At 45.5% G+C, this 20,002-nt stretch carries 21 protein-coding genes; 9 read left to right on the forward strand and 12 right to left on the reverse strand.

From position 1 onward, the window contains the following. From RH89_RS19165 to RH89_RS19185, 5 genes are all read left to right on the forward strand, one after another. Nucleotides 1-1,302, forward strand: a 1,302-nt coding sequence (locus RH89_RS19165; RefSeq protein WP_004405567.1) for an aldehyde dehydrogenase family protein, incomplete at its 5' end; no start/stop codon positions are given. A gap of 60 nt (nt 1,303-1,362) precedes the next feature. Further along, on the forward strand, nt 1,363-1,890 hold the full coding sequence (locus RH89_RS19170) for a universal stress protein (RefSeq protein ID WP_004405568.1): 528 nt from the start codon (nt 1,363-1,365) through the stop codon (nt 1,888-1,890). 10 nt (nt 1,891-1,900) lie between these two features. Next, nucleotides 1,901-2,848 (forward strand): tripartite tricarboxylate transporter substrate binding protein, encoded by a 948-nt coding sequence (locus tag RH89_RS19175; RefSeq protein ID WP_004405575.1) that lies wholly within the window; start codon nt 1,901-1,903, stop codon nt 2,846-2,848. A gap of 39 nt (nt 2,849-2,887) precedes the next feature. After that, nucleotides 2,888-3,466 carry a hypothetical protein gene (locus tag RH89_RS19180; protein WP_004405577.1) on the forward strand — a complete coding sequence of 193 codons (579 nt, stop codon included), beginning with the start codon at nt 2,888-2,890 and terminating at the stop codon, nt 3,464-3,466. 9 nt (nt 3,467-3,475) lie between these two features. Continuing rightward, nucleotides 3,476-4,951, forward strand: coding sequence for a tripartite tricarboxylate transporter permease (locus tag RH89_RS19185; RefSeq protein WP_004405578.1), 1,476 nt, complete (start codon nt 3,476-3,478; stop codon nt 4,949-4,951). 56 nt (nt 4,952-5,007) lie between these two features. Here the strand turns inward: RH89_RS19185 and RH89_RS19190 are convergent, their stop codons facing one another. After that, the gene (locus RH89_RS19190) at nt 5,008-5,727 is read right to left on the reverse strand and encodes a helix-turn-helix transcriptional regulator (protein ID WP_038123113.1); all 720 of its coding nucleotides are present in this window, start codon (nt 5,725-5,727) and stop codon (nt 5,008-5,010) included. Between the two features lie 334 nt (nt 5,728-6,061). Between RH89_RS19190 and RH89_RS19195 the strand changes: the two genes are divergently transcribed. The 3 genes from RH89_RS19195 (at nt 6,062) to RH89_RS19205 (ending at nt 9,505) form a co-directional block, all read left to right on the forward strand. Continuing rightward, on the forward strand, nt 6,062-6,556 hold the full coding sequence (locus RH89_RS19195) for a hypothetical protein (protein WP_004405580.1): 495 nt from the start codon (nt 6,062-6,064) through the stop codon (nt 6,554-6,556). Between the two features lie 15 nt (nt 6,557-6,571). Next, nucleotides 6,572-8,191 (forward strand): ABC transporter ATP-binding protein, encoded by a 1,620-nt coding sequence (locus RH89_RS19200; RefSeq protein ID WP_004405581.1) that lies wholly within the window; start codon nt 6,572-6,574, stop codon nt 8,189-8,191. A gap of 150 nt (nt 8,192-8,341) precedes the next feature. Beyond that, nucleotides 8,342-9,505, forward strand: coding sequence for a GGDEF domain-containing protein (locus RH89_RS19205; RefSeq protein WP_004405582.1), 1,164 nt, complete (start codon nt 8,342-8,344; stop codon nt 9,503-9,505). 16 nt (nt 9,506-9,521) lie between these two features. On the opposite strand, the gene RH89_RS19210 is transcribed toward RH89_RS19205, so the two are convergent. From RH89_RS19210 to RH89_RS19220, 3 genes are all read right to left on the reverse strand, one after another. Further along, on the reverse strand, nt 9,522-10,421 hold the full coding sequence (locus RH89_RS19210; protein WP_004405583.1) for a LysR family transcriptional regulator: 900 nt from the start codon (nt 10,419-10,421) through the stop codon (nt 9,522-9,524). 236 nt (nt 10,422-10,657) lie between these two features. Further along, a complete protein-coding gene (locus RH89_RS19215; RefSeq protein WP_004405584.1) occupies nt 10,658-11,806 on the reverse strand; it encodes an iron-containing alcohol dehydrogenase in 1,149 nt (382 codons plus the stop codon). A 105-nt stretch (nt 11,807-11,911) separates the two neighbouring features. Beyond that, nucleotides 11,912-12,277, reverse strand: a complete 366-nt coding sequence (locus tag RH89_RS19220; protein ID WP_004405585.1) for a hypothetical protein — start codon at nt 12,275-12,277, stop codon at nt 11,912-11,914. 687 nt (nt 12,278-12,964) lie between these two features. Here RH89_RS19220 and RH89_RS19225 point away from each other — a divergent pair. Continuing rightward, nucleotides 12,965-15,721: an immune inhibitor A domain-containing protein gene (locus RH89_RS19225; RefSeq protein WP_004405586.1), complete on the forward strand. Its 2,757-nt coding sequence runs from the start codon at nt 12,965-12,967 to the stop codon at nt 15,719-15,721. 53 nt (nt 15,722-15,774) lie between these two features. Here RH89_RS19225 and RH89_RS19230 read toward each other — a convergent pair whose 3' ends face one another. The 8 genes from RH89_RS19230 to RH89_RS19270 all read right to left on the reverse strand — a co-directional run bounded on the left by RH89_RS19230 (nt 15,775) and on the right by RH89_RS19270 (nt 20,000). Next, entirely contained in the window at nt 15,775-16,116 is a 342-nt protein-coding gene (locus tag RH89_RS19230; RefSeq protein WP_004405587.1) for a hypothetical protein, read from the reverse strand. A gap of 32 nt (nt 16,117-16,148) precedes the next feature. Then, nucleotides 16,149-16,478: a hypothetical protein gene (locus RH89_RS19235; RefSeq protein ID WP_004405588.1), complete on the reverse strand. Its 330-nt coding sequence runs from the start codon at nt 16,476-16,478 to the stop codon at nt 16,149-16,151. 15 nt (nt 16,479-16,493) lie between these two features. Beyond that, nucleotides 16,494-16,823 carry a hypothetical protein gene (locus RH89_RS19240; protein WP_004405592.1) on the reverse strand — a complete coding sequence of 110 codons (330 nt, stop codon included), beginning with the start codon at nt 16,821-16,823 and terminating at the stop codon, nt 16,494-16,496. A gap of 3 nt (nt 16,824-16,826) precedes the next feature. Further along, nucleotides 16,827-17,171: a hypothetical protein gene (locus tag RH89_RS19245; RefSeq protein WP_004405594.1), complete on the reverse strand. Its 345-nt coding sequence runs from the start codon at nt 17,169-17,171 to the stop codon at nt 16,827-16,829. 26 nt (nt 17,172-17,197) lie between these two features. Next, the gene (locus tag RH89_RS19250) at nt 17,198-17,554 is read right to left on the reverse strand and encodes a hypothetical protein (protein ID WP_004405595.1); all 357 of its coding nucleotides are present in this window, start codon (nt 17,552-17,554) and stop codon (nt 17,198-17,200) included. A gap of 7 nt (nt 17,555-17,561) precedes the next feature. Beyond that, on the reverse strand, nt 17,562-17,891 hold the full coding sequence (locus RH89_RS30415) for a hypothetical protein (RefSeq protein ID WP_244410428.1): 330 nt from the start codon (nt 17,889-17,891) through the stop codon (nt 17,562-17,564). Between the two features lie 60 nt (nt 17,892-17,951). Beyond that, the gene (locus RH89_RS19260) at nt 17,952-18,290 is read right to left on the reverse strand and encodes a hypothetical protein (protein WP_038146713.1); all 339 of its coding nucleotides are present in this window, start codon (nt 18,288-18,290) and stop codon (nt 17,952-17,954) included. A gap of 1,035 nt (nt 18,291-19,325) precedes the next feature. After that, on the reverse strand, nt 19,326-20,000 hold the full coding sequence (locus RH89_RS19270) for a hypothetical protein (protein WP_004405601.1): 675 nt from the start codon (nt 19,998-20,000) through the stop codon (nt 19,326-19,328). Between the last annotated feature and the right edge of the window lie 2 nt (nt 20,001-20,002).

Raw genomic sequence — 20,002 nt, forward strand, 5'->3', positions numbered from 1 at the left:
GCATCAGTCAAACTGCTTAACCTCGCGGTGGAATCGGCGCAAGTCGCGTTCAAAAGCTGGAAAAATGTCAGCCATATCACTCGAAAAGCCATGCTGACCGAGATTGCCGACAAAATCGAAGGCGCTACAGAAGAACTGGCAACACTGATTGTGGAAGAGCAGGGAAAGCCGCTTGATCTGGCGATGATGGAAGTGGGTGGAGCCGTAGCGTGGACTCGCTACGCCGCCGATGCCGACGTACCTGTTAAAGTCATTCAGGATGACGCCAACAAACGCATTGAACTTCACCACAAGCCCATTGGCGTTGTCGCTTCCATCACGCCTTGGAACTGGCCAATGATGATTGCCGTCTGGCATGTTATGCCAGCGTTGCGTACAGGCAACTGCGTCATCATCAAACCATCTGAATTAACACCATTCAGCACCTTAAAGATGATTGAGATAATGGCTGACGTGTTGCCCGACGGCGTCATCAATGTGCTGTCTGGTGGTGGCGAGCTGGGTCAGGCGATCAGTGAACATAAAGACATTAACAAGATTGTGTTCACAGGCTCCACAGCGACGGGGCAGCGCATCATGAGTGCCGCGTCGACCAACCTGAAACGCTTAACCTTAGAACTGGGTGGCAATGACGCAGCCATTGTCCTCCCGGGCAGCAGCATCAACGACATTGCTCAGCCTCTATTCCAGACCTCTTTCATCAATATGGGGCAGACCTGCGCCGCTCTGAAGCGTCTGTACGTCCATGAAAGCCAGTACGACGAAGTATGCCAAGCGCTGGCAGAAATTGCTTCTGCTCAAACCGTCGGTAACGGGCTGGATGAAGGCGTCACCTTTGGTCCTGTCCAAAACCGTAACCAATTCCAGAAAGTGCAAGAGCTGATTGAAGATGCCGTCGCACAAGGTGCAAAAGTGCTTTCCGGAGGCAAGCCACTGGATGAATCTGGCTATCTTTTCCCACCGACTATTGTCGCCAATGTCTCCAACGGAGTTCGCATTGTGGATGAAGAGCAATTTGGTCCGGTTCTTCCCGTCATTCCTTATCAAACCGTTGAACAAGCTATACAGCTGGCCAACGACAGCGATTTGGGGCTGGGTGGCTCAGTTTGGAGTAGTGACGTCGATCAGGCTCAAATGGTCGCAGCGCAGCTGGAATGCGGCACTGTGTGGGTAAACGGGCACGCCGAAGTTCTCCCTCACGCGCCATTTGGCGGCAACAAGATGTCGGGTTTTGGTGTGGAGTTTGGCGAGGAAGGGCTGTTAGAAAATACCCAACCTCAGCTGATTAATATCAACCGCTAGAAAGGGTTAGCACAACCTCATCCCAATGGTTGATACCTGAGATCCTTGGGATGAATTTGAATGGTTCAATACACAAAGAATGTGGAGGCAATGGACATGCTTACGGAAGTGAACACCATTATTTATGCGTCGGACATGCAAAAAGGCAGTCGCCCTGCGTTTCGTAACGCGGTTCAGCAAGCCATCAAGCACGATGCCAAAATCGTGTTTCTGCATGCCATTCCTCCCATTGGTGAACTCACTCAGCAAGTCATGGTGAGTTATCTGCCAAAGAAAGCGAACCAAAAGCATACAGACCAAATTCTGGCGGAAGCGCACAACCATATTCAGGCACGCATCCAAAACTTTCTGGACAGCGAACTGGATAACCTCAGTGCCTTAAAACAGCCACCAGATATCGAATCGCAAATAGGTGAACCTCACGAGGTGATCCTCTCTGCAGCAAAGCAACACAATGCGCAACTTATTGTGATGGGAGACAGGGAAGCAAACGCCATTTCGCGTCTGTTTCTGGGCTCAACTGCCCTCAAAGTCATCAGTCAGAGTGACATCCCTGTCCTTATCGTCCCTCTCAGTCAAACACAATAAAGGGAAGTTTATGAAACGTGTAACTAAAGCCATGAAGGCTGCTCTTATCGCTGCCGGTCTGATGACCACTTTTGCAGCCACATCCGCCAATTACCCTAACCGTCCGGTGAAATTCGTGGTGCCCTGGCCACCTGGGGATCTAGAAGATATCCTGACTCGCGTTATCGCAGAAGAGATGTCGAAAGAAACGGGCAAACCCGCATCTGTCGTCAACAAACCCGGAGGTGGCGGTGTGGTCGGGGCAACCGACGTCTCTCGCTCTCGCCCGGACGGCTTGGTGATCGGTTCTTTTGTGGCCGACATACTGACAACACAGGTTCTGTTTGGCACGGCTCCTTTTGACCAAAACAGCTTTGAACCTGTCGGGATTTTCCTCGACTACCCATTCGCTATTGCGGTTAAGTCCGATGCACCCTACAACAACCTCGAAGAACTGGCCGCGTATTCAAAAAGCAACAAAGTCACGTTAGGTCACTTCGGTTATCAGGCTCTGCCAACGGCAATTACATTTAAAGCGGCTGATCAGATAGGGATTAAGTTCTCCTCTGATGCTCCGTTCGATGTGCTGGATTGTTCAACCTTGGCAAATGGCGATGCCGACGTCATCAACACCACCACACAGCTGATTTTGGCGTGTCTGAACTCGGGTGATGTAAAGCTTCTGACGTCTATCAGCCGCGACCGCTTGTCCATAACACCGGATGTGGCGACGTTAGCGGAACAAACGGGCATAACCCAGACTACGTGGAACGGCTTGTTTGTGAAAAAGGGCACCCCTCAAAACATCAAAGACAAGATTGCAGGTATCGCTGAAAAAGCGTTGCAGGCAGACCGTGTTAAAGAGATCAGCATGAACACCGGTGCCGGCGTGTACTGGTTGGGTGGCAAAGATGCCGAAGCCTTGCTGGCAAAAGATTTTGAACAAGCGAAGTCGCTGCTCAACTTCATGAACCAGTAAGACCAGAGGGGGCATCGCCCCCTTTGTAAGGAGTGCCGTATGATCTCTGAATCCCAATCCATAGAACAACCTTCCACCTCGCCTGAGTCCAGCCCTACATGGACTCGGGCGACCAGTGGCATTTTTGTTTTGTTCGCCATCGCTGGCGTGCTATTGCTTTGGCAGCTTCCAAACGAAGCCGCTTGGGTGAAAACCAAGCGAGGCTGGTATACCCAACCTATGATGGGACCTGCGTTGGGTTTGGGTGTGTTTGTTCTGTTTGCTGTATTGAAAGTCTTTCAGCACCTTCGGCAATTTCACCTTCATCCACTCAAAGCCCTTGATTCCGGTGCCGACGCTGTCGCCAGCTATCGAGTTGCCATCATCGCCAGCGCATTATTCGCGCTCTATATCCATTCTTTGTCGATCATGGGCTTCGCCCCTGCTACCTGGCTGTTTGTACTGACTCTGTTGTGGGTGAGCCGACTTTTGAATGGATTCTGGATACTCACCAGCTTAGTTAGCGTGGCTGCTGTGGTGCTGATTTTCAGAATCATGCTCAACCTTTGGTTACCGGATGTCTGGCTGTACGGGTTACTGCCAGATGAATGGTCACTGTTTGCTAACCAGTATCTGTAAGGAGACGACATGGAAGCATTAATGTTAGGGCTTGCAGAAGTCAGCACGGTTAGCGTCATTACCGCCATATTGCTGGGCGCGCTGATCGGCGTAACTATTGGATCGATTCCGGGGTTAGAGCCCGCTGGCGTTATGGCGATTTTACTGCCCATCAGTTTTTCTATGGAGCCTTTAGCGGGCGTCAGCCTTCTGGTCGGGGTATACGGCGGCGCGTGGTATGGCGGTGCTATTCCGGCAATTTTGATGAATACCCCGGGTACTCCGGTAGCGGTGCTTACCACATACGATGGCTACCCCATGACCAAGCGGGGCGAAGGCAAGAAAGCCTTGTCCATCGCTTATTCCGCATCTTTTGTAGGCGGTTTGGTCAGCATCATGTCTCTGGTGTTTTTAGCGCCCGTCCTGTCTCAGATCGCTGCCAATTTTGGTTCGGCTGAGTTTGCCATGCTAGCGTTACTGGGCATGGTGTTTGTAGTGCTGGCGCACCGTAACCAAGTACTGGACGCCGCCATGATGCTGGGGCTTGGGATCTTCTTTGGCTCTATTGGCGTAGATCGCTCCTACAACACTCTTACCTATACCTTTGGTCAGGAATGGTTGCTCGGTGGTATTCCTCTTGTGCCAGCGGTGATCGGCTTGTTTGCTATGTCGCAAGCGTTTGTGCTGCTCTCCCAAAAAGGCGGGGACTCTAAAGCCACCAAACTTGAAGGCGAAGGTTACTTTTCGGGGCTGATTACGCTGGCTAAACACAAGGTAACCGTTGCGCGCTCCGCCATTCTTGGGGTCGTAATGGGTCTGTTACCTGGCGTTGGTGAGTTTGGTTCTCAGTTTTTCTCTTATACCCTGGCGCAGAAGTTTTCAAAAACGCCTGAAAAATTCGGAGACGGCGCAGAAGAGGGGCTGATTGCCTCAGAAACGTCCAACAATGCGGTGACTGCGTCGGTGATGATTCCCCTGCTCGCGTTTGGCATTCCAGCCGATGCACTTATGGCGATGTTGCTGGCAGTATTTATGGTGCACAACTACATTCCCGGTCCTACGCTGTTTGTGGAACGCCCCGAGTTTATCTCTGGTCTGTACTTGTCTCTATTGCTGATCAATATCGTGGTATTTGTTTACCTCACCTTCGCCACCAAATGGATCGTCAACTTAACCCGAATTCGCGGTCGCTTTATTGGCGCGTTTATCTTGGTGCTGGGTTTTATTGGCAGTTACAGCCAAAACTACCAATTTTCCGATGCTATGATCGCGCTCGGGTTTGCAGGGTTGGGTTACGTTTTACGTAAGAAAAACATCCCCGCCGTCCCTATTGTACTGGGATTGGTGTTGGGACCTGTATTTCTGGTGCGAATGCGTCAGGCATTAGGAGTGGCAGATGGCGATTTAAGTATTCTGGTCACTCGTCCTATCAGCGCCACGTTACTGGGGCTGACCGTATTGTCGATCGTCGTTTACGCTCTGTCGCTGAAGAAAAAGGCTTCCTAAACAAAAAAATCCCGCAACCCAATGGCTGCGGGATTTTCGTCGGAAACGGGGAGGTACTAAACTTCGCAATTGTTACGGTACACCAAACTGGTCAGCTCAACTTTACTGTTGATTTCCATCTTAGCGAAAATATGCTGTAAGTGGGTTTTCACCGTCGGCAGGCTACAGCAAAGCTCGTTGGCAATGGCTTTATTCGGCATCCCCTGCAAAGCGAATTGTGCCACCAAGCGCTCTTTTTCCGTTAGAGAATACTGGTCACAGAAGGCTTGGTAACTCATAGATTCCGGCGTGGACATACTCTGGTTGAGAGAAAACTCGATGTAGCGATGCATATGATGCAGCTTCATGACATCGTCTGCCCCCATGGTGTTCTGGTTATTGCCAACAAACATGGCGGCACCGGCCACCAGCTTACCGTCGACATGGAAGAAAAGCTCAATGATGTCGTTGATTTTCCAGGGGCGGATAAAATCTTTGAAGTAGGTGTGAGACTCCCGGTTATGCGCGGGAACCAAATCGCTCATCTTCACGACCTTCGCTTCTGAGAAACGAAAGTTAGTAGGATGAAGTGGATCGGTTTTGTAGAAATGTTCGAGATACTCTCGATGCATGGTAGGTTGAATCTTGACAGACTTGTAGCACATAGGTTTAGCTTGATCGTCCACCAAATAACTTGCCATTTTGGCGAAACTAAACATGCCAGAAAACAAACCCAGTAGCTCATCCTGAAACTGGTTTAATTTCTCTAACTGAGATCCTTGTGCGTGATAAGTCATGAGTATCCAGCCTCCATAAACACTGCTGTTAAGCCCCATACTATCGGCTTTTCCAGAGATACCACGTTATTACGATCACACAAATTAAACAATTATTTAAACAATCAATAACATTCTTATTTTTAAGAAAAGAGACCTGCATTCAATATCAAGTGAGCTATGTAGAAAATATGGTTTTAGAAGTGGGAAATTCGTGAAAAAACCACCTTCACCCTCACATCAGCAACCTGGGCTGGAACAAAAGGCTAATAATCACGCAAGAAGTAGAATTATTTGCATTTGATAATGGTTTTCATTTAAATTATCCCCCACTTTGTGCAAACAGGATCGAGATATGGATTTAGAGCAGTGTTGGGCGCGCTTCATGAAAGCAGAAGAATTGCTAGAGCAAGGACACTGGCCTGAAGCACGATACCTCTTTGAAGATGTACTGGACCATCTTCCCTCTCATATCTCTGAAGCGGTCGAGAGTGATGACATCAAACCATGCCAAATGTCATGCCTGCTAGCGGGCTTCAAAGACGCGGCGATCAGTCAATCTGAAATCCTCAACCGTATGGGTCAGCAACAGGAAGCGTTTGATTTACTGAATCAAGCCTACGCGCACATGCAGTTTCTTGCGTTGGAACAGCAAGACATCGTTCGCGCCGTTGAGCCAAACCTAATCCAGCACAGCGAAACCATTTTCCGTCATATTGCCGCCTTCTGCGCCGCTCAGCGCAACTCAGAGTGGCAACTGGAATTGGATGCGCTGCAGAAAGCACACCATCACTTCAACCAATTAAAGCTGTATTCAGAGCGAACCAGCGCCGTTTACACTCTGAATTAATAATAAGGAAGTTCAATGTCACAGTCCCCAATTCTTACAGTTCGCGACCTGTCGGTAACCTTTACCACTAATGACGGTCCGGTTCATGCAGTAAAAAACGTAAACTTTGACCTGAAAAAAGGTGAAACACTCGCCATTGTTGGTGAGTCAGGTTCAGGCAAATCGGTTTCGACTAACGCCGTGATGCGTTTGCTGCCAGATAACTCCATCATTCCACCTAGCGCCAATATTCAGTTTGAAGGCAAATCCATTCTGGAATTGTCTGAAAAAGAGATGCAAGCCATTCGTGGCGACCGTATCGGCATGATTTTCCAAGAGCCGATGACTTCTCTGAACCCATACATGCGCGTTGGTATTCAGGTAGCGGAAGCCTTGATGTGTCACCGCAAAGTGACTCGTTCTCAGGCAAAAGAAAGGGTACTGGAACTGTTCAACCTAGTTCATCTGCCAAACCCAGAAACGGCGTACACCAAGTACCCGCATGAATTCTCGGGCGGTCAGCTGCAACGTATCATGATTGCGATGGCACTGATGAACGAACCAGACATTCTGATTGCAGATGAACCAACAACAGCACTGGACGTAACCGTTCAGGCTGAAGTACTGAACCTGATTAAAGAAATTCAGGAAAAGATGGGCATGGCGATCCTGTTCATCACCCACGATTTGGGTGTGGTAAAACACTTTGCCGACCGCGTAATCGTAATGTGTAAAGGTGACGTCGTTGAAGAAGGTCAAACAGCAGAGCTGTTCAAGAACCCGACGGAAGACTACACAAAAATGCTGATCAACTCGATCCCGCACGGCAGCAAAGACCCTGTTGCTGATGATGCTGTGAACCTGCTGAAAGCGGATGATATTCGCGTGAAGTTCCTGATCAAGTCTCACTTCATCCAGAGCCGCAACCAGTACTTTGAAGCAGTTAAAGGCATTTCCCTTGAACTGAAACAAGGTGAAACGCTGGGTATCGTAGGTGAGTCTGGTTCAGGTAAATCGACATTAGGTCGTGCTCTGATTGGTCTTCTTCCATCTGAAGGTAAGATTGCCTACCGCGGTCGTGACCTGAGCACGTTGACTGAGAAAGAGAAATTTGAACTGAAGAAAGACGTTCAGATGGTGTTCCAGGACCCATACGGTTCTCTGTCTCCACGTATGACCGTTGGCGATATCATCACCGAAGCACTGACCGTTCACCAGCCTCAGCTTTCTCGCGCTGAGCGTATGGAGCGTGCTCGTAAAGCACTGGAAGAAGTGCGTCTGGATCCACACTCAATCAACCGTTACCCACACGAGTTCTCTGGTGGTCAGCGTCAGCGCATCGCGATTGCACGTGCGTTGATTCTTGAGCCTTCATTCATTCTTCTGGATGAACCAACATCGGCTCTGGACCGTTCTGTTCAGCTAACGGTTATCGACCTTCTGAAAGATCTTCAGAAGAAGCACAACATTGGCTTCCTTTTCATCAGCCACGACTTGAGTGTGGTGAAAGCCCTGTCTGACCGTGTAATGGTGATGCAGAAAGGCGTCGTGATGGAAGAAGGTACGGCAGAAGAGATCTTCAACAATCCGAAGAACGAATATACGCAGAAACTGATTGACGCGTCGTTCGATCTGGATGAAGAGCTGGTTGCATAACCATTAATTTTCAAACAATTAGAATTCTGAAATGCCTCTTACTGATAAGAGGCATTTTTTTATGCAAAAAAACCACACATTGAATAAGCAAATATGAATGTATGTACTATGCTTTTAGCCACATAACTAGAAAAAGGCTAGGCTCGACTCATGTACAACATGGCAGGTCGAAAGCTGGAAGAAATGGCTGATGTCCGTTTGCTCCGACGCAAACGAACCATTGTGGTACTGTCGGTTATTGTTTTTATCCTGCTTTCTGTATTTGGATTTCTCAGCATCAGTCACGGAGACCACTTTCAAGGCTCTGTGAACTACATCAGCGCATTAGTCATCTTCTCGAATCTGGCTCTGTTCCTGAGCCGCGGTCACTACACCCACGCAGCCCACGTACTCACTATTGTGCTTATTACGCATGCCATTGTTCTGATATTAACGGGCGGGCTGTCTAAATCTTCGGTTTACTGGATCTACCCGATTCTTGCCACCATCATTTTTGTTAATTCGGTACGCAGCGCTCTGATTGCCACCGTAAGCTTCTATATATTCAGCATTGTGGCGTTTACCTCTCCCAACTTCCCGTATCTGTCTGCGGATTACTCCGAGTTTTCGGTCGGGCGTTTTCTTACCAGCATGATGGCTTTTTTAGCTATTTGTCATTACTTCGCTTACCAGTACTGCCGAACCAATCATTACGTGCTGTCGCTTTATCAGGAAGGCATTGAGGATCTGGCTTATCGCGATGCATTGACCGGGCTTGCTAACCGCTGGAGCTTTGAAAAATGGGCAGAGCCCAAGCTGAAAGAACTCAGAAACAGTAACAAGCTCACTGCACTGGTGTTTGTCGACATCGACAACTTTAAAGAGATTAACGACAACTACGGGCATGCCATTGGCGATAAGGTTTTGCAAAGTTTTGGGCAGAGACTGGCAAACAATCTTCGCACTAAGAATCGTAAAGATCAGAAGGACGAATTTTCTATCGCACGCTACGCTGGCGATGAGTTTGTCATCCTTCTCTATGATGTGCCCGATTCCAGAGCGCTGGACAGCATTCTTCACCGAATTATGTCTCTGTTTAACGATGGTTATCAGGTGAACAATCAGGTCAATTACGTCACCTTAAGCGTGGGCGTGTCGATTTATGGTCAGGATGCCATGGAGTTGCCTGAACTTCTCCGATGTGCGGACAAAGCCATGTATGCCGCCAAATGTGTGGGCAAAAATGGCTACGAGTACTACCACAATGTTCACAATGCCCAGAACACGTCCAGTAATGTGAAACCCTTTAAACGTAACCGTTCTAAAGAGTGTTGATACACCCACACATCACCTAAAAGTAGTGAGAAATGGCAAGATAACGCGCGCGAATGTGCTCAATGAGTAGGCTCACTTTTTTCGGCGGCTGACGGGTGAATGGATACACAGCGTAGATGCCCAGTTTCTTGCCAACCAGCTCAGGGAAGATGTCTACCAGCTCACCGCTTCGAATGTCATGATAAACCAAACACCTTGGTACATAAGCAATACCATGACCGCCTAGTGCCGCTTTTCGAAGTGCCGTTGCGTTGTCGGTAGAGAAAGAGCCTGACACCTTCACAATGTAGTTACCTTTGGATGACTTAAACTCCCAATCTGATGCGCCGGTGGTTTGGTAAGCGTATTGGAGGCAGTTATGGTTGATCAGATCTTCCGGTTTGAGAGGTTTGCCATTTTTTGCGATGTAGGAAGGAGAAGCACAGACTAACCACTGAGAATCCAGAATGTGGCGTGCAATCAGGCTGGAGTCTTCCAGATAGCCAGTCCGAATAACCAGATCAAACCCGCCTTCAACCAAATCCACAAATCGATTATCCAGAGACATATCAACCGTTAAGCCCGGATGCATATTACAAAACTCAGCAACCGCATCCGCGAGTATCAGGTCTCCGGAAATCGTAGGGACCGACATTTTAACGTGACCACTCACCTTTTCCCCGAATCCGACAATCACGTCCATGGCTTCATTGACTGCCTGATTGACGTTTTTCGCCCCTTGATACAGCGCTTTGCCTGCTTCGGTAAGAGTCAGTTTTCGGGTGGTTCGATACAACAACTGCACGCCCAGCTCTTCTTCCAAGCGGGCAATTCGCTTACTCACCACTGAATTAGTCAGGTCGTTCTGTTCAGCGACCTTACTGAAGGTGCCTAACGCAACCACTTGATAGAAAAGGATTAAGTCATCACTTCGCATGAATTATGTCACTTTTGGAAAAAATTAAAGACATTATTTCCCGCATTAACTAAAAATGATAGGAGACCAATCACGTTTATGCCCCGATATTCCCTAAAGAAAGGGGGATCTAACCGCATTTCGCGCTTCTATCTGGAGCTCATTTACTTTTGAATAGGTTTGCGGAATTTGACGACGATATGATCGTCAAATTCCTTGAAAATCAGAGGTAAAATTCGAATAGAAAGAATGTGTTTTTATGCAATGGCATCTTCCAGAATGGCTTTCGATTCAGTCAGCGTAATTGAGCCATTCTCACTGAGTTTAACCTGACCATGGGATTCCAGCTTATCCAATACATCCTGTACGGCTTTTGCCTTTTCGCCACCGTGCTCGGTGAGTTTGGTCTGCATTCCTAAGCTCTGATAAAACGTTTCCATTGCGGCAATGGTCTCAACCGCCAGATCTGGGGAGTCAGCCAACCCAAACACATTACGCCCAAGTTGCTCCAATTTGACTCGCTTGAATTTCAGTTGGTTACGAAGCAGCGAGGGCTGGATGATAGCCAGAGAATGCGCGTGATCCACGCCGTAAAGCGCTGTCAGTTCATGCCCAATAGCGTGCGTCGACCAGTCATGCGGAACGCCTGAACCAATCAAACCGTTAAGCGCCTGATTGGCCGCCCACATCAGATTGGCGCGCCATTCATCGTTGTCGCGTTGCTCAAATCGCTCACCAAGATCTTTCAGGATTTTCAGCAAAGATTCCGCATAGCCATCCTGAACCATGGTGCCATTTGGCTTGGTCAGGTACTGTTCACACACATGTACCCACGCATCGACAATCCCATTGATCAACTGACGTTCTGGCAATGTTTTCATCACATCAGGATCCAAAACGGCGAATTTTGGCTGTACGGCTGGGTGGTAAAAAGACAATTTGTCTTGCGTTTCGGCTTTGGTGATCACCGCTGCCGCATTGGATTCAGAACCTGTTGCAGGCAAGGTCAACACAGCACCCAGCGCCACCGCACTTTCTACGCGGTGTTTGCCTTCAAGGATATCCCAACCGTCCCCTTCATAATGCGCCGCAGCAGCGATGTATTTCACGCCATCAATTACGGAACCGCCGCCAACTCCGAGGATAAATTCCACGTTCTCGCTTTTAACAATGGCAACAGCTTTGTCGAGTGTCTCTTTGGTGGGGTTTGGCTCCACGCCAGAAAACTCCTGCCATTCGTGGCGTTCCAACGCATTGGCAACCAGTTCGTAAACACCGTTTTTCTTGATAGAACCGCCACCATAGACCACCAAAACCTTGGCGTCGGCTGGAACAGACTCCGCAATTGCTGCGATCTGACCTTGACCGAAATAGATCAGAGTTGGATTAACATAGGAAAACTTCATAGCAAAGCCTCATAGATAGAAAATGCAAAAAACCCTAACTGACGATGTCAATCAGGGCTAATCTTATACTCATTTTACTCGCGAAAGATCGCTGATGCCTATATTTTATGCCGCCGCTATCGGACGCTGCTTAGCAAAGAATGTTGGGTATTTTTTTCTGATATGGCGTTGTTCTTCAACCATATTTTTCAGGCTTGGACCTTTAGAGAGCTGAAAAATGACTTCGTTCTTGTCAAATCGCAGCAGTGAACCTTCTACCGGAATGTGTGTATTGGCATTCAGTCGCAAAGTACCCGCCATGCTCAGCCCTCGGTATAACGACGCTACGTTCGCCATTAGCACACGGATACCTTTTTCAGAGACTTCGCAAATATGGTAGTACTGATCTTTTACGCGCAAAACAGGTCTTTCCTGCTTTGGGTAACGCAATCGATAGTATTTTCGCTTTTGTTCAAAATCTGTCTGGCTCATGATGGTGAATACTCCGTTTTTCACTCAGCACCAGAAAATCAAGTTGGTGCTGTCACGATATACTCCAACTTATCACAGTTAACGCCTTCTTTATCGGCTCAGAGTCTATCAAATGATTCTTGTCTCAATAATAAGCATCGGCTGATCGCGGCAAACCTTTAGTAAAGAATTTGTGAAATTCTTATTGCCGAGCCAGTCATCAAGCGGATGGTATGAACAACTCGACTTCACCAACCCTATTGAAGCGGCTTTTTCTTAATCAAGAAGAAAGCCTGAACTGATGTTCAAAACACACAAACCAAAGATCGATATACATTAGAACTCAATTGATAATATCGAGACTTTTGTTCCAAAATTAAATAAAGAAACCCGTTCAACGATTTCTAAATTACCTGAAATCATTCTAACTTTTTAAACATTCACTATCTAAAACTCGTCTCACCACTATTTTAAATTTAAGAATTAGAACCATATCCAAAATTTTAAAAATTCACTTCAACTAACCTTCCAAAGTTAATTCCATTGCAACCTGACTATTTATTCATTCAATTAACAATAAATAGTCAACAACGATAGAACCACCTGCTTTTCTTAGCGAGAAACTTAAAGAAACCAGATAAATAAAAGGAGACAACACATTGAAATAAAAGGGAACTAAAACCAATAACAATCACTAAGGAACATCAAATGGCAAACTTGAAACACACCGTATTGCTGGCTTCATCGCTCGCAATATTCAGTGGAATTTCTTACGCCCATGCTCCGGCAGATATGGGCGTTGTTAATGAGGAAAGAATAGCAAATATGCTCATTCGATCCGGAAAATTAAGCAAAGATGCAACACAAAGTGAAAAAGAAGCCGCAGTACACGCTTATTTAAAAAATAAGAACAACTACGGTTTAAATGGAAATGCCCAATTCGGTAAAAAGGCAATAGAGAAAAGAAATAAGATATTAAAATCCCTCGCACAGAAAAAAGGACAAAAACTGGATGCCAGTGCATTGGGGGCGCGTTCAGTTATTGTAAAAAGAACTGACAGAGTCATCGCTCTGATGATTGATTTCCCAGATCTACCCTGGGATGACAATGGCATTACAGCTGAGCACACCGACATGCTCTATGACAGCTACCCCACCTCTCATTACGCCGACCTGTTGTTTGCATCCTCGGGTTACGAAGGTCCCAATGGTGAGAACCTCACTTCAATGAGGCAGTTTTATGAACAGGAGTCTGGCGGAAGCTATTCAGTAACTGGTGATGGGTTTGGCTGGTATCGAGCGGCGAACAATGCGGCTTATTATGGAGGGAACTCCGCAGATTCGGGGAATGACCTCAACCCACGAGAACTGGTTCGCGAAGCACTTAACCAGCTTGCCATAGATCCAAGCGTTAACCTTGCCGATTACGATATCGAAGATCGATATGACTACGATAACGATGGCAATTATCGCGAACCCGACGGGCTTATTGACCACCTGATGATCTTTCATTCGTCTGTGGGTGAAGAAGCAGGTGGCGGTGCGATAGGAGAGGATGCGATCTGGTCACACCGTTGGGATCTGGGCAGTGTTCATTTACTGCCGGGGACAACAAGTTCTTTACCCGACCGCTTCAATGGGCAATATGCCGCTTTTGATTACACTATTCAGCCCATTGATGCCGCCGTTGGGGTAGCTGCTCACGAATACGCGCACGATCTTGGTTTACCAGACGAGTACGACACACGCGGTACAGGAAACGGCGAGCCAGTGGCTTACTGGTCCATTATGTCCTCTGGTAGTTGGGCGGGCAGCCTTGCGGGTACTCAGCCCACCGCATTTAGCTCCTACGCAAAAGAGTTTTTGCAGGAGTCGTTAGGGGGAAACTGGATAAATTCGACTCAGCTTTCGCTGGCGGATCTGGATCAGCCTCGATATCTGAGCCTGTTTGAAACCACTGATAACCTTCGACCCAATATGGTGAGAATTGACCTTTCAGCCAAGAAAGTGGACAACACCAGTCCATTTGAGGGGAAATTCGCGTTTTACAGCCAGAAGGGAGACGATCTCAACAACTCTATGAGCCGAAAAATTCGGGTACCTGAAGGAAGCTCCGTCTCGCTCAAATTCAAAGCCTGGTATGAGATAGAAAAAGACTACGACTTTGCTCGTGTGTTGGTTAATGGAACTCAAATTCCCGGAAACATTACAACCATGCAGGACCCGTACAACACTGGGCTTGTACCTGCCATTACAGGCGAATCTGGTGGATGGGTAGATGCGGTGTTCGACTTGTCCGAATGGGCGGGAACTGATATCACCCTTACACTCGATTATGTCACTGACGGCGGTCTGGCTATGGAAGGGCTGTATATCGATAACATCGTATTCGATGCAGATGGTGTGATTGAAAGCGTAGATGATGCCGAAGGAGATGAAAGCAGCTTTAGGTTTAATGGGTTTGAGAGAAATGCGGGCTATCATTTCGCCGATCATTACTATTTGCTGCAATGGCGCAGCTACGATGGTGTGGATCAGGGTTTAGCCAATATTCGTCGTAGCGGTCAGTTGATCTCTTATGACCCGGGATTGATTGTATGGTACGTCGACAATTCGTTCACAGACAACTGGGTCGGCTTACATCCAGGTGAAGGCTGGCTCGGGGTGGTCGATGCGGATCAAACTCCGTTTATCTGGTCGAATGGCGATGTTGCTATTTCAAGGTATCAGGTTCGTGATGCTGCATTCTCGCTAGAAAACAACTCACCGCTGGTTCTTGTCGATGATCAGGGTAACTTGCTGCAAGACACCAACTTAACACCAGTCAGTTTGTTCGATGACAGTAAAGATTACTCTTCGCCAACTGCTCCTCATTCGGGTCGTAAACTGGCAGAAGTAGGATTATCTATTGAAGTGATTCATCAGGCGCAAGACAACAGTTATGGGGTAGTGCAGATTTCTTATCAGAAACCGAATGAAGCACCCTCCGCTGCGTTTACATTGGAAGTTAGTGGTATGTCGGTAACGGCAACAAATTCCAGCAGTGACCCAGATGGCGAAATAGCCAGCTACCTTTGGAATTTTGGTCATGGGCAAACCAGTACCGACGTTAACCCTACATGGCAGTACGTTGAAGCGGGTGAATACACCGTAAGTTTAACCGTGACCGATAATGATGGCGCGACAGCATCTTATTCTGAACAGGTCGAAATTATCGCTGACGTGAATGAAGCACCAGTTGCACAGGGCGATTACTTCCCGCTATTTGGGCGATTTGTCCTGCTGTATTCCACCAGCTACGACCCGGATGGTCACATAGTCAAAACGCGCTGGAAACTGGGTAAGAACCGCGTTCGATTTGGCAGTGTGATATTCACACGCTTACCTGCCAATAAGAAAGCAGTAAGACTGACAGTAACAGACAACGAAGGCGCGAAGGATTCCACCAAAATAAGGTTGGATTGATCTTGATAAAAAACAAAGCCAGCGATTGCTGGCTTTGTTTTCAAAAAGGCTAGTTATCTACGTAAAACGATTCCGTATCCAGTTTGTGTCAAGTCACAGTAATCACTGCCATTGAATTTGCTGATGTTAGCAATATAAACAGTATGCCCGTTTGATAGCGCAGTGGTCAGCATTGCATAGTAAAACGGATACGACTTGTCTGACTCAGGAATATACATATTGAAACCATACCAACCCATCTTACAGTATTTATCAAACCCCGGGTCAGTCATTTTTATCCATAATTTACCATCACCGTTAACTCTCAACCTTTCAACGGTAGAAGCGATATCCACACCTGCAAAAGAAGTGCTGGCAAAGATGGAAAGAAGGAATGTAATTGTCCAATTTTTCATTCTAATTCTCATGCTGATATTAACTTCTAAAACTACATATAACTCATGTAAGCGGTAGCTATAGTCTTACCCCAAGGGCTTGGTTCGCAGGACCTAATCCAAAACCCAATAGGTTTTTGGGCGGTATAAGCCGTTAGTACCATGCTATACATTTCTTGGAATCCCAATGAATCTTTGTTCAATTTTACAGCACCTGATAAAACACAACCTTTTGTATTTATATAGTTACTATTCCATATATAAACATGCCCTGACTCCACACTGATTTGAGTGGGAATAAATTTTTCAGTATTGGCATGTGTAGAAAACGTCATACTAGCAATGGCTAAAAACGTGCTTAATTTGATTATTTTCGACTTCATGTTGGTCCTTAACAATTATCTATCTGAAACTACATAAACTACTTTGCATGCACTCGAATCCGAATTTGTGCGAATCCAAATAGGGTGACCCTGTGTATGAGCAGTAAGCAGCAATGAATATACAGCGTTGTAATTTTTACTTGCGGGATCCAAATGGATATAGCCATTCTTACCCGCTTCACACGTCAAGTTTGCTTCGTTACCAGAAGTTCCAATAACTGAAGTACCGTCGGTATTCACATATAGGCGACTCACTTTAACCCCGGTACAACTGTGACCCGAGCAGTCAGCAAATGCTTGAAAAGAAAGAAGACCAAGGGCTAAAGAAACAATGAGTTTTTTCATCTTTTAGCCCACCCTGTGAACTCGTAAACGGCTACCCGCTGTGCACGAGTCAGAGTGGCTCTCTCTGTCATAACCAATGTTCACAGGTTCTTTTGTGGTATAGGCAGTGAGAATACGCGACATCACAAGTTGACGAGATTCAGAAGAAATCGCAGGGTCAACTGCCATGTAGTCAAGAAGCGTACATTTCGGATGACTTTTTGGCATATTGGTCACTTGAATCAAAATTAAAGTGCTGCCCGGATATGTCAGAACATTTGTTATCACTCCAGTAAAGTTCGCAGTGTATTTCGCATGCGCAGAGGTAGATGCCATTATCAACATCAATAAAGCCAATATTTTTTTCATTTATCTTTTCCAACTGAGGTTAAAAATTAGTGTGATAAGCGAACAATGCGACGATACACATTTATATTTTGATCCCAAGGTTCACAACCACCAACATCGTTATATGAAACCGTCACAGGTTTGCCAGACGCTTTTGCCGTCAGCAACATAGAATACATTCGAGAGCGTGCTTCAGGGTCCAAATTACTGCTGATAGCGAACGTTGTTTTACTCGTACACTCAGCAATATTTGCTCCCTGATCTGATAAATCTACGAGTATGGTATTGGTATGACCGTATGTAGTAATTGAAGTTACCGTACCATGCGTGCTTAACCACTTGCCAAATGCAGGAAAGCAAAGGGAAATTGATATCGCAGTAACCGCAAACTGTATCTTTTTCATCTAATACCTATTCAATTAAGACCCATTTAAAACTCGGAAAGCCTTGATAACAATCAATGCCAGCACCACCAAACACCACCTTTTTCCCACTCGACTGAGCTGCGAGAAGGGTAGAGTAGACTTTGTCGCTGTTTATTGTTGCGACGCCATCCCAACGCAATGAACCGTCATTATGGATACAACTGGTATTTATGGGGACATCAACATATGCAAAGCACATATTCGAATTGATATGACATCCTACTTTTGTCACATTACCTGCAACACTAGAGCTTGCATTAGCATTTAACGAAATGGACGTAAGCAATAAAACAGTAGCTGTACTTAAATAGTTCACCTTGACGTTCCTTTTTGACGACATTTCCAGAATATTTACTTATGAAGCATTCGAATTCGGTTACTGAAGTGGTCCACGACAATAAGACACCCAAACTTCAGAGCTGCCGCACCCAGAGTCGACTACACAGTCGATAGATTTTGATTGAGTACTCATCATCAACAGCCATGAATACGTTTTCTCGAAATGCGGCTTATTCATGTCCATACGAAAGTAGGTAGGACGCTTGTTGGCGCAACTGCCTTGATTAGTTCCATTCAAGAAAAATCGCCCATCAGTACCAATATGGACATAAGAAGGAACACCTAAGCTGATCCATCCACCATTTGAATTCGCATTGATTGCACTCGCGTTAAAACTCATCACTATGCTGGCGACGAGTAGTATTTTCTTAATCATTTTAATGCCTTGCAGACTTTAGATAATCGGCGAAAATGCTAACGAATTGATAATTCATCATCAATGAAAGGCACTTTTTTTAGGCAAAAAACGAGAGCGACATTACAAATATAAAAACTTAAGATATTGATACTATTAACAAATAATGAATCACGAACAAAAACTAGATGTATAGGTTTAGCAGATAAACAAAGAATCCTGTTAATGGTTAGGTAGGAAGAGACTCAATCTGCATTAATATAAAACGCTGTTAATAATGGCGTATTATTGTGTATTGGGCATGCACCTGAAGTATTTCGATCTTCTCCGGTCAAAGTTACAGTCTTTTTGGCTGTAAGGGCAGTTAGTGCCGCTGAGACATAAAAACTCTGGTTTTCGTTTCTATGAAATGCCATACGCGATTTATGTGCACAATCACAATTAGACGACGCATCTACGTTGATGAATATTGTCCCATCTGTATATTGATGCATTTGAGTTATCTTTCCAGTTAAGCTGCACTGTTTCGAATACGCAAAGGCGCTAAATAGTATTAGAGCAATGAATATAATATTTTTCATTTAATACCCTTCAATTTTGAGAAGAAGATTTTGTTAATATAAATCTAAGAGATGTTTTAGAATAAAATTTCTAATTAGTTTACTAGCCTGCGGAGACAGATAGAGATAAATCGGCACACATCTTCCATTCTAAGCATGTTAGATAACACTCCCTTCACTCAAGACAACACATCACAAACTCTTAAGCCAACACTCACTTAGCTGTTTCATGTATCTCAAAATCAAAAAAATTAGCAACATCCGTCATTGTCTAGAAAGATAACCAAATATTGAGCCTGATTTCATCGATATAAGTAGAGCTTGGGATGAGCGACAAGAAGACACTCCAAGATTTTTCTAAAAGTGCCTGTCCCACTTATTTTTCCCAGATATTGAACAAATTTTTACAGATACGAGTAGAACTTGGGATGAATGAAAAGACGACACTTCAAGACTTTTCTAAAAGTGTTTGTCCCACTAATTACTATAATTCATATCATGAAAAATATATTTCATAATGCTTCAATATATCAGTGTCATTTGACAAGTTAACCAAAGAAGAAATCCTATTATTACTTCCTAGATATCTGAAGGCTGTAATATAAGAAAAAACTTTGACAACTTTATCTTTAGATAAAATATTGTTCTCTATGTCTTGGTAAGATACCACTTCGCCCTTCATTTGCTTCAATAATAAAGAAACACCTATTTTTAAACTTTCTAAACCATGAACTGTTTTAAGGTAATCAGAAATCATAAGAATTTTTTCATATTCGAGCCACATTAGAACCTGAATAACCTTGATTCTTATACATTCTTCGGGGTCTTTAAGAAGTCCTAATAGCGTTACAAACTCTTCACCACGGCTTCCACACGAGGTAAAACAATCGCATACCTCATCTCTGACTTCTACCCACGGCGATTCGATTAAATTGTAAATATAGTTAAATATGGTACAAGCTCTTTCCCCTTCAAGAGCTGCTATAAATACCCCCATTTTCTGGCATGGTTTGTTTTTTGAAGTTAATAATGGAATTAAGTCCTCCATAGAGGGCAACTTATTGTGTAGAATTTCACCACATGTAACATATTCATCCGTATTTAGTTCATAATTCCCTGCAATAAAGTTATCTCGGATTTCATAAAAATCTAGATTGTTATTACGATTCATAG

The sequence above is a fragment of the Vibrio nigripulchritudo ATCC 27043 genome, assembly GCF_000222685.1.
GTDB lineage: Bacteria > Pseudomonadota > Gammaproteobacteria > Enterobacterales > Vibrionaceae > Vibrio > Vibrio nigripulchritudo.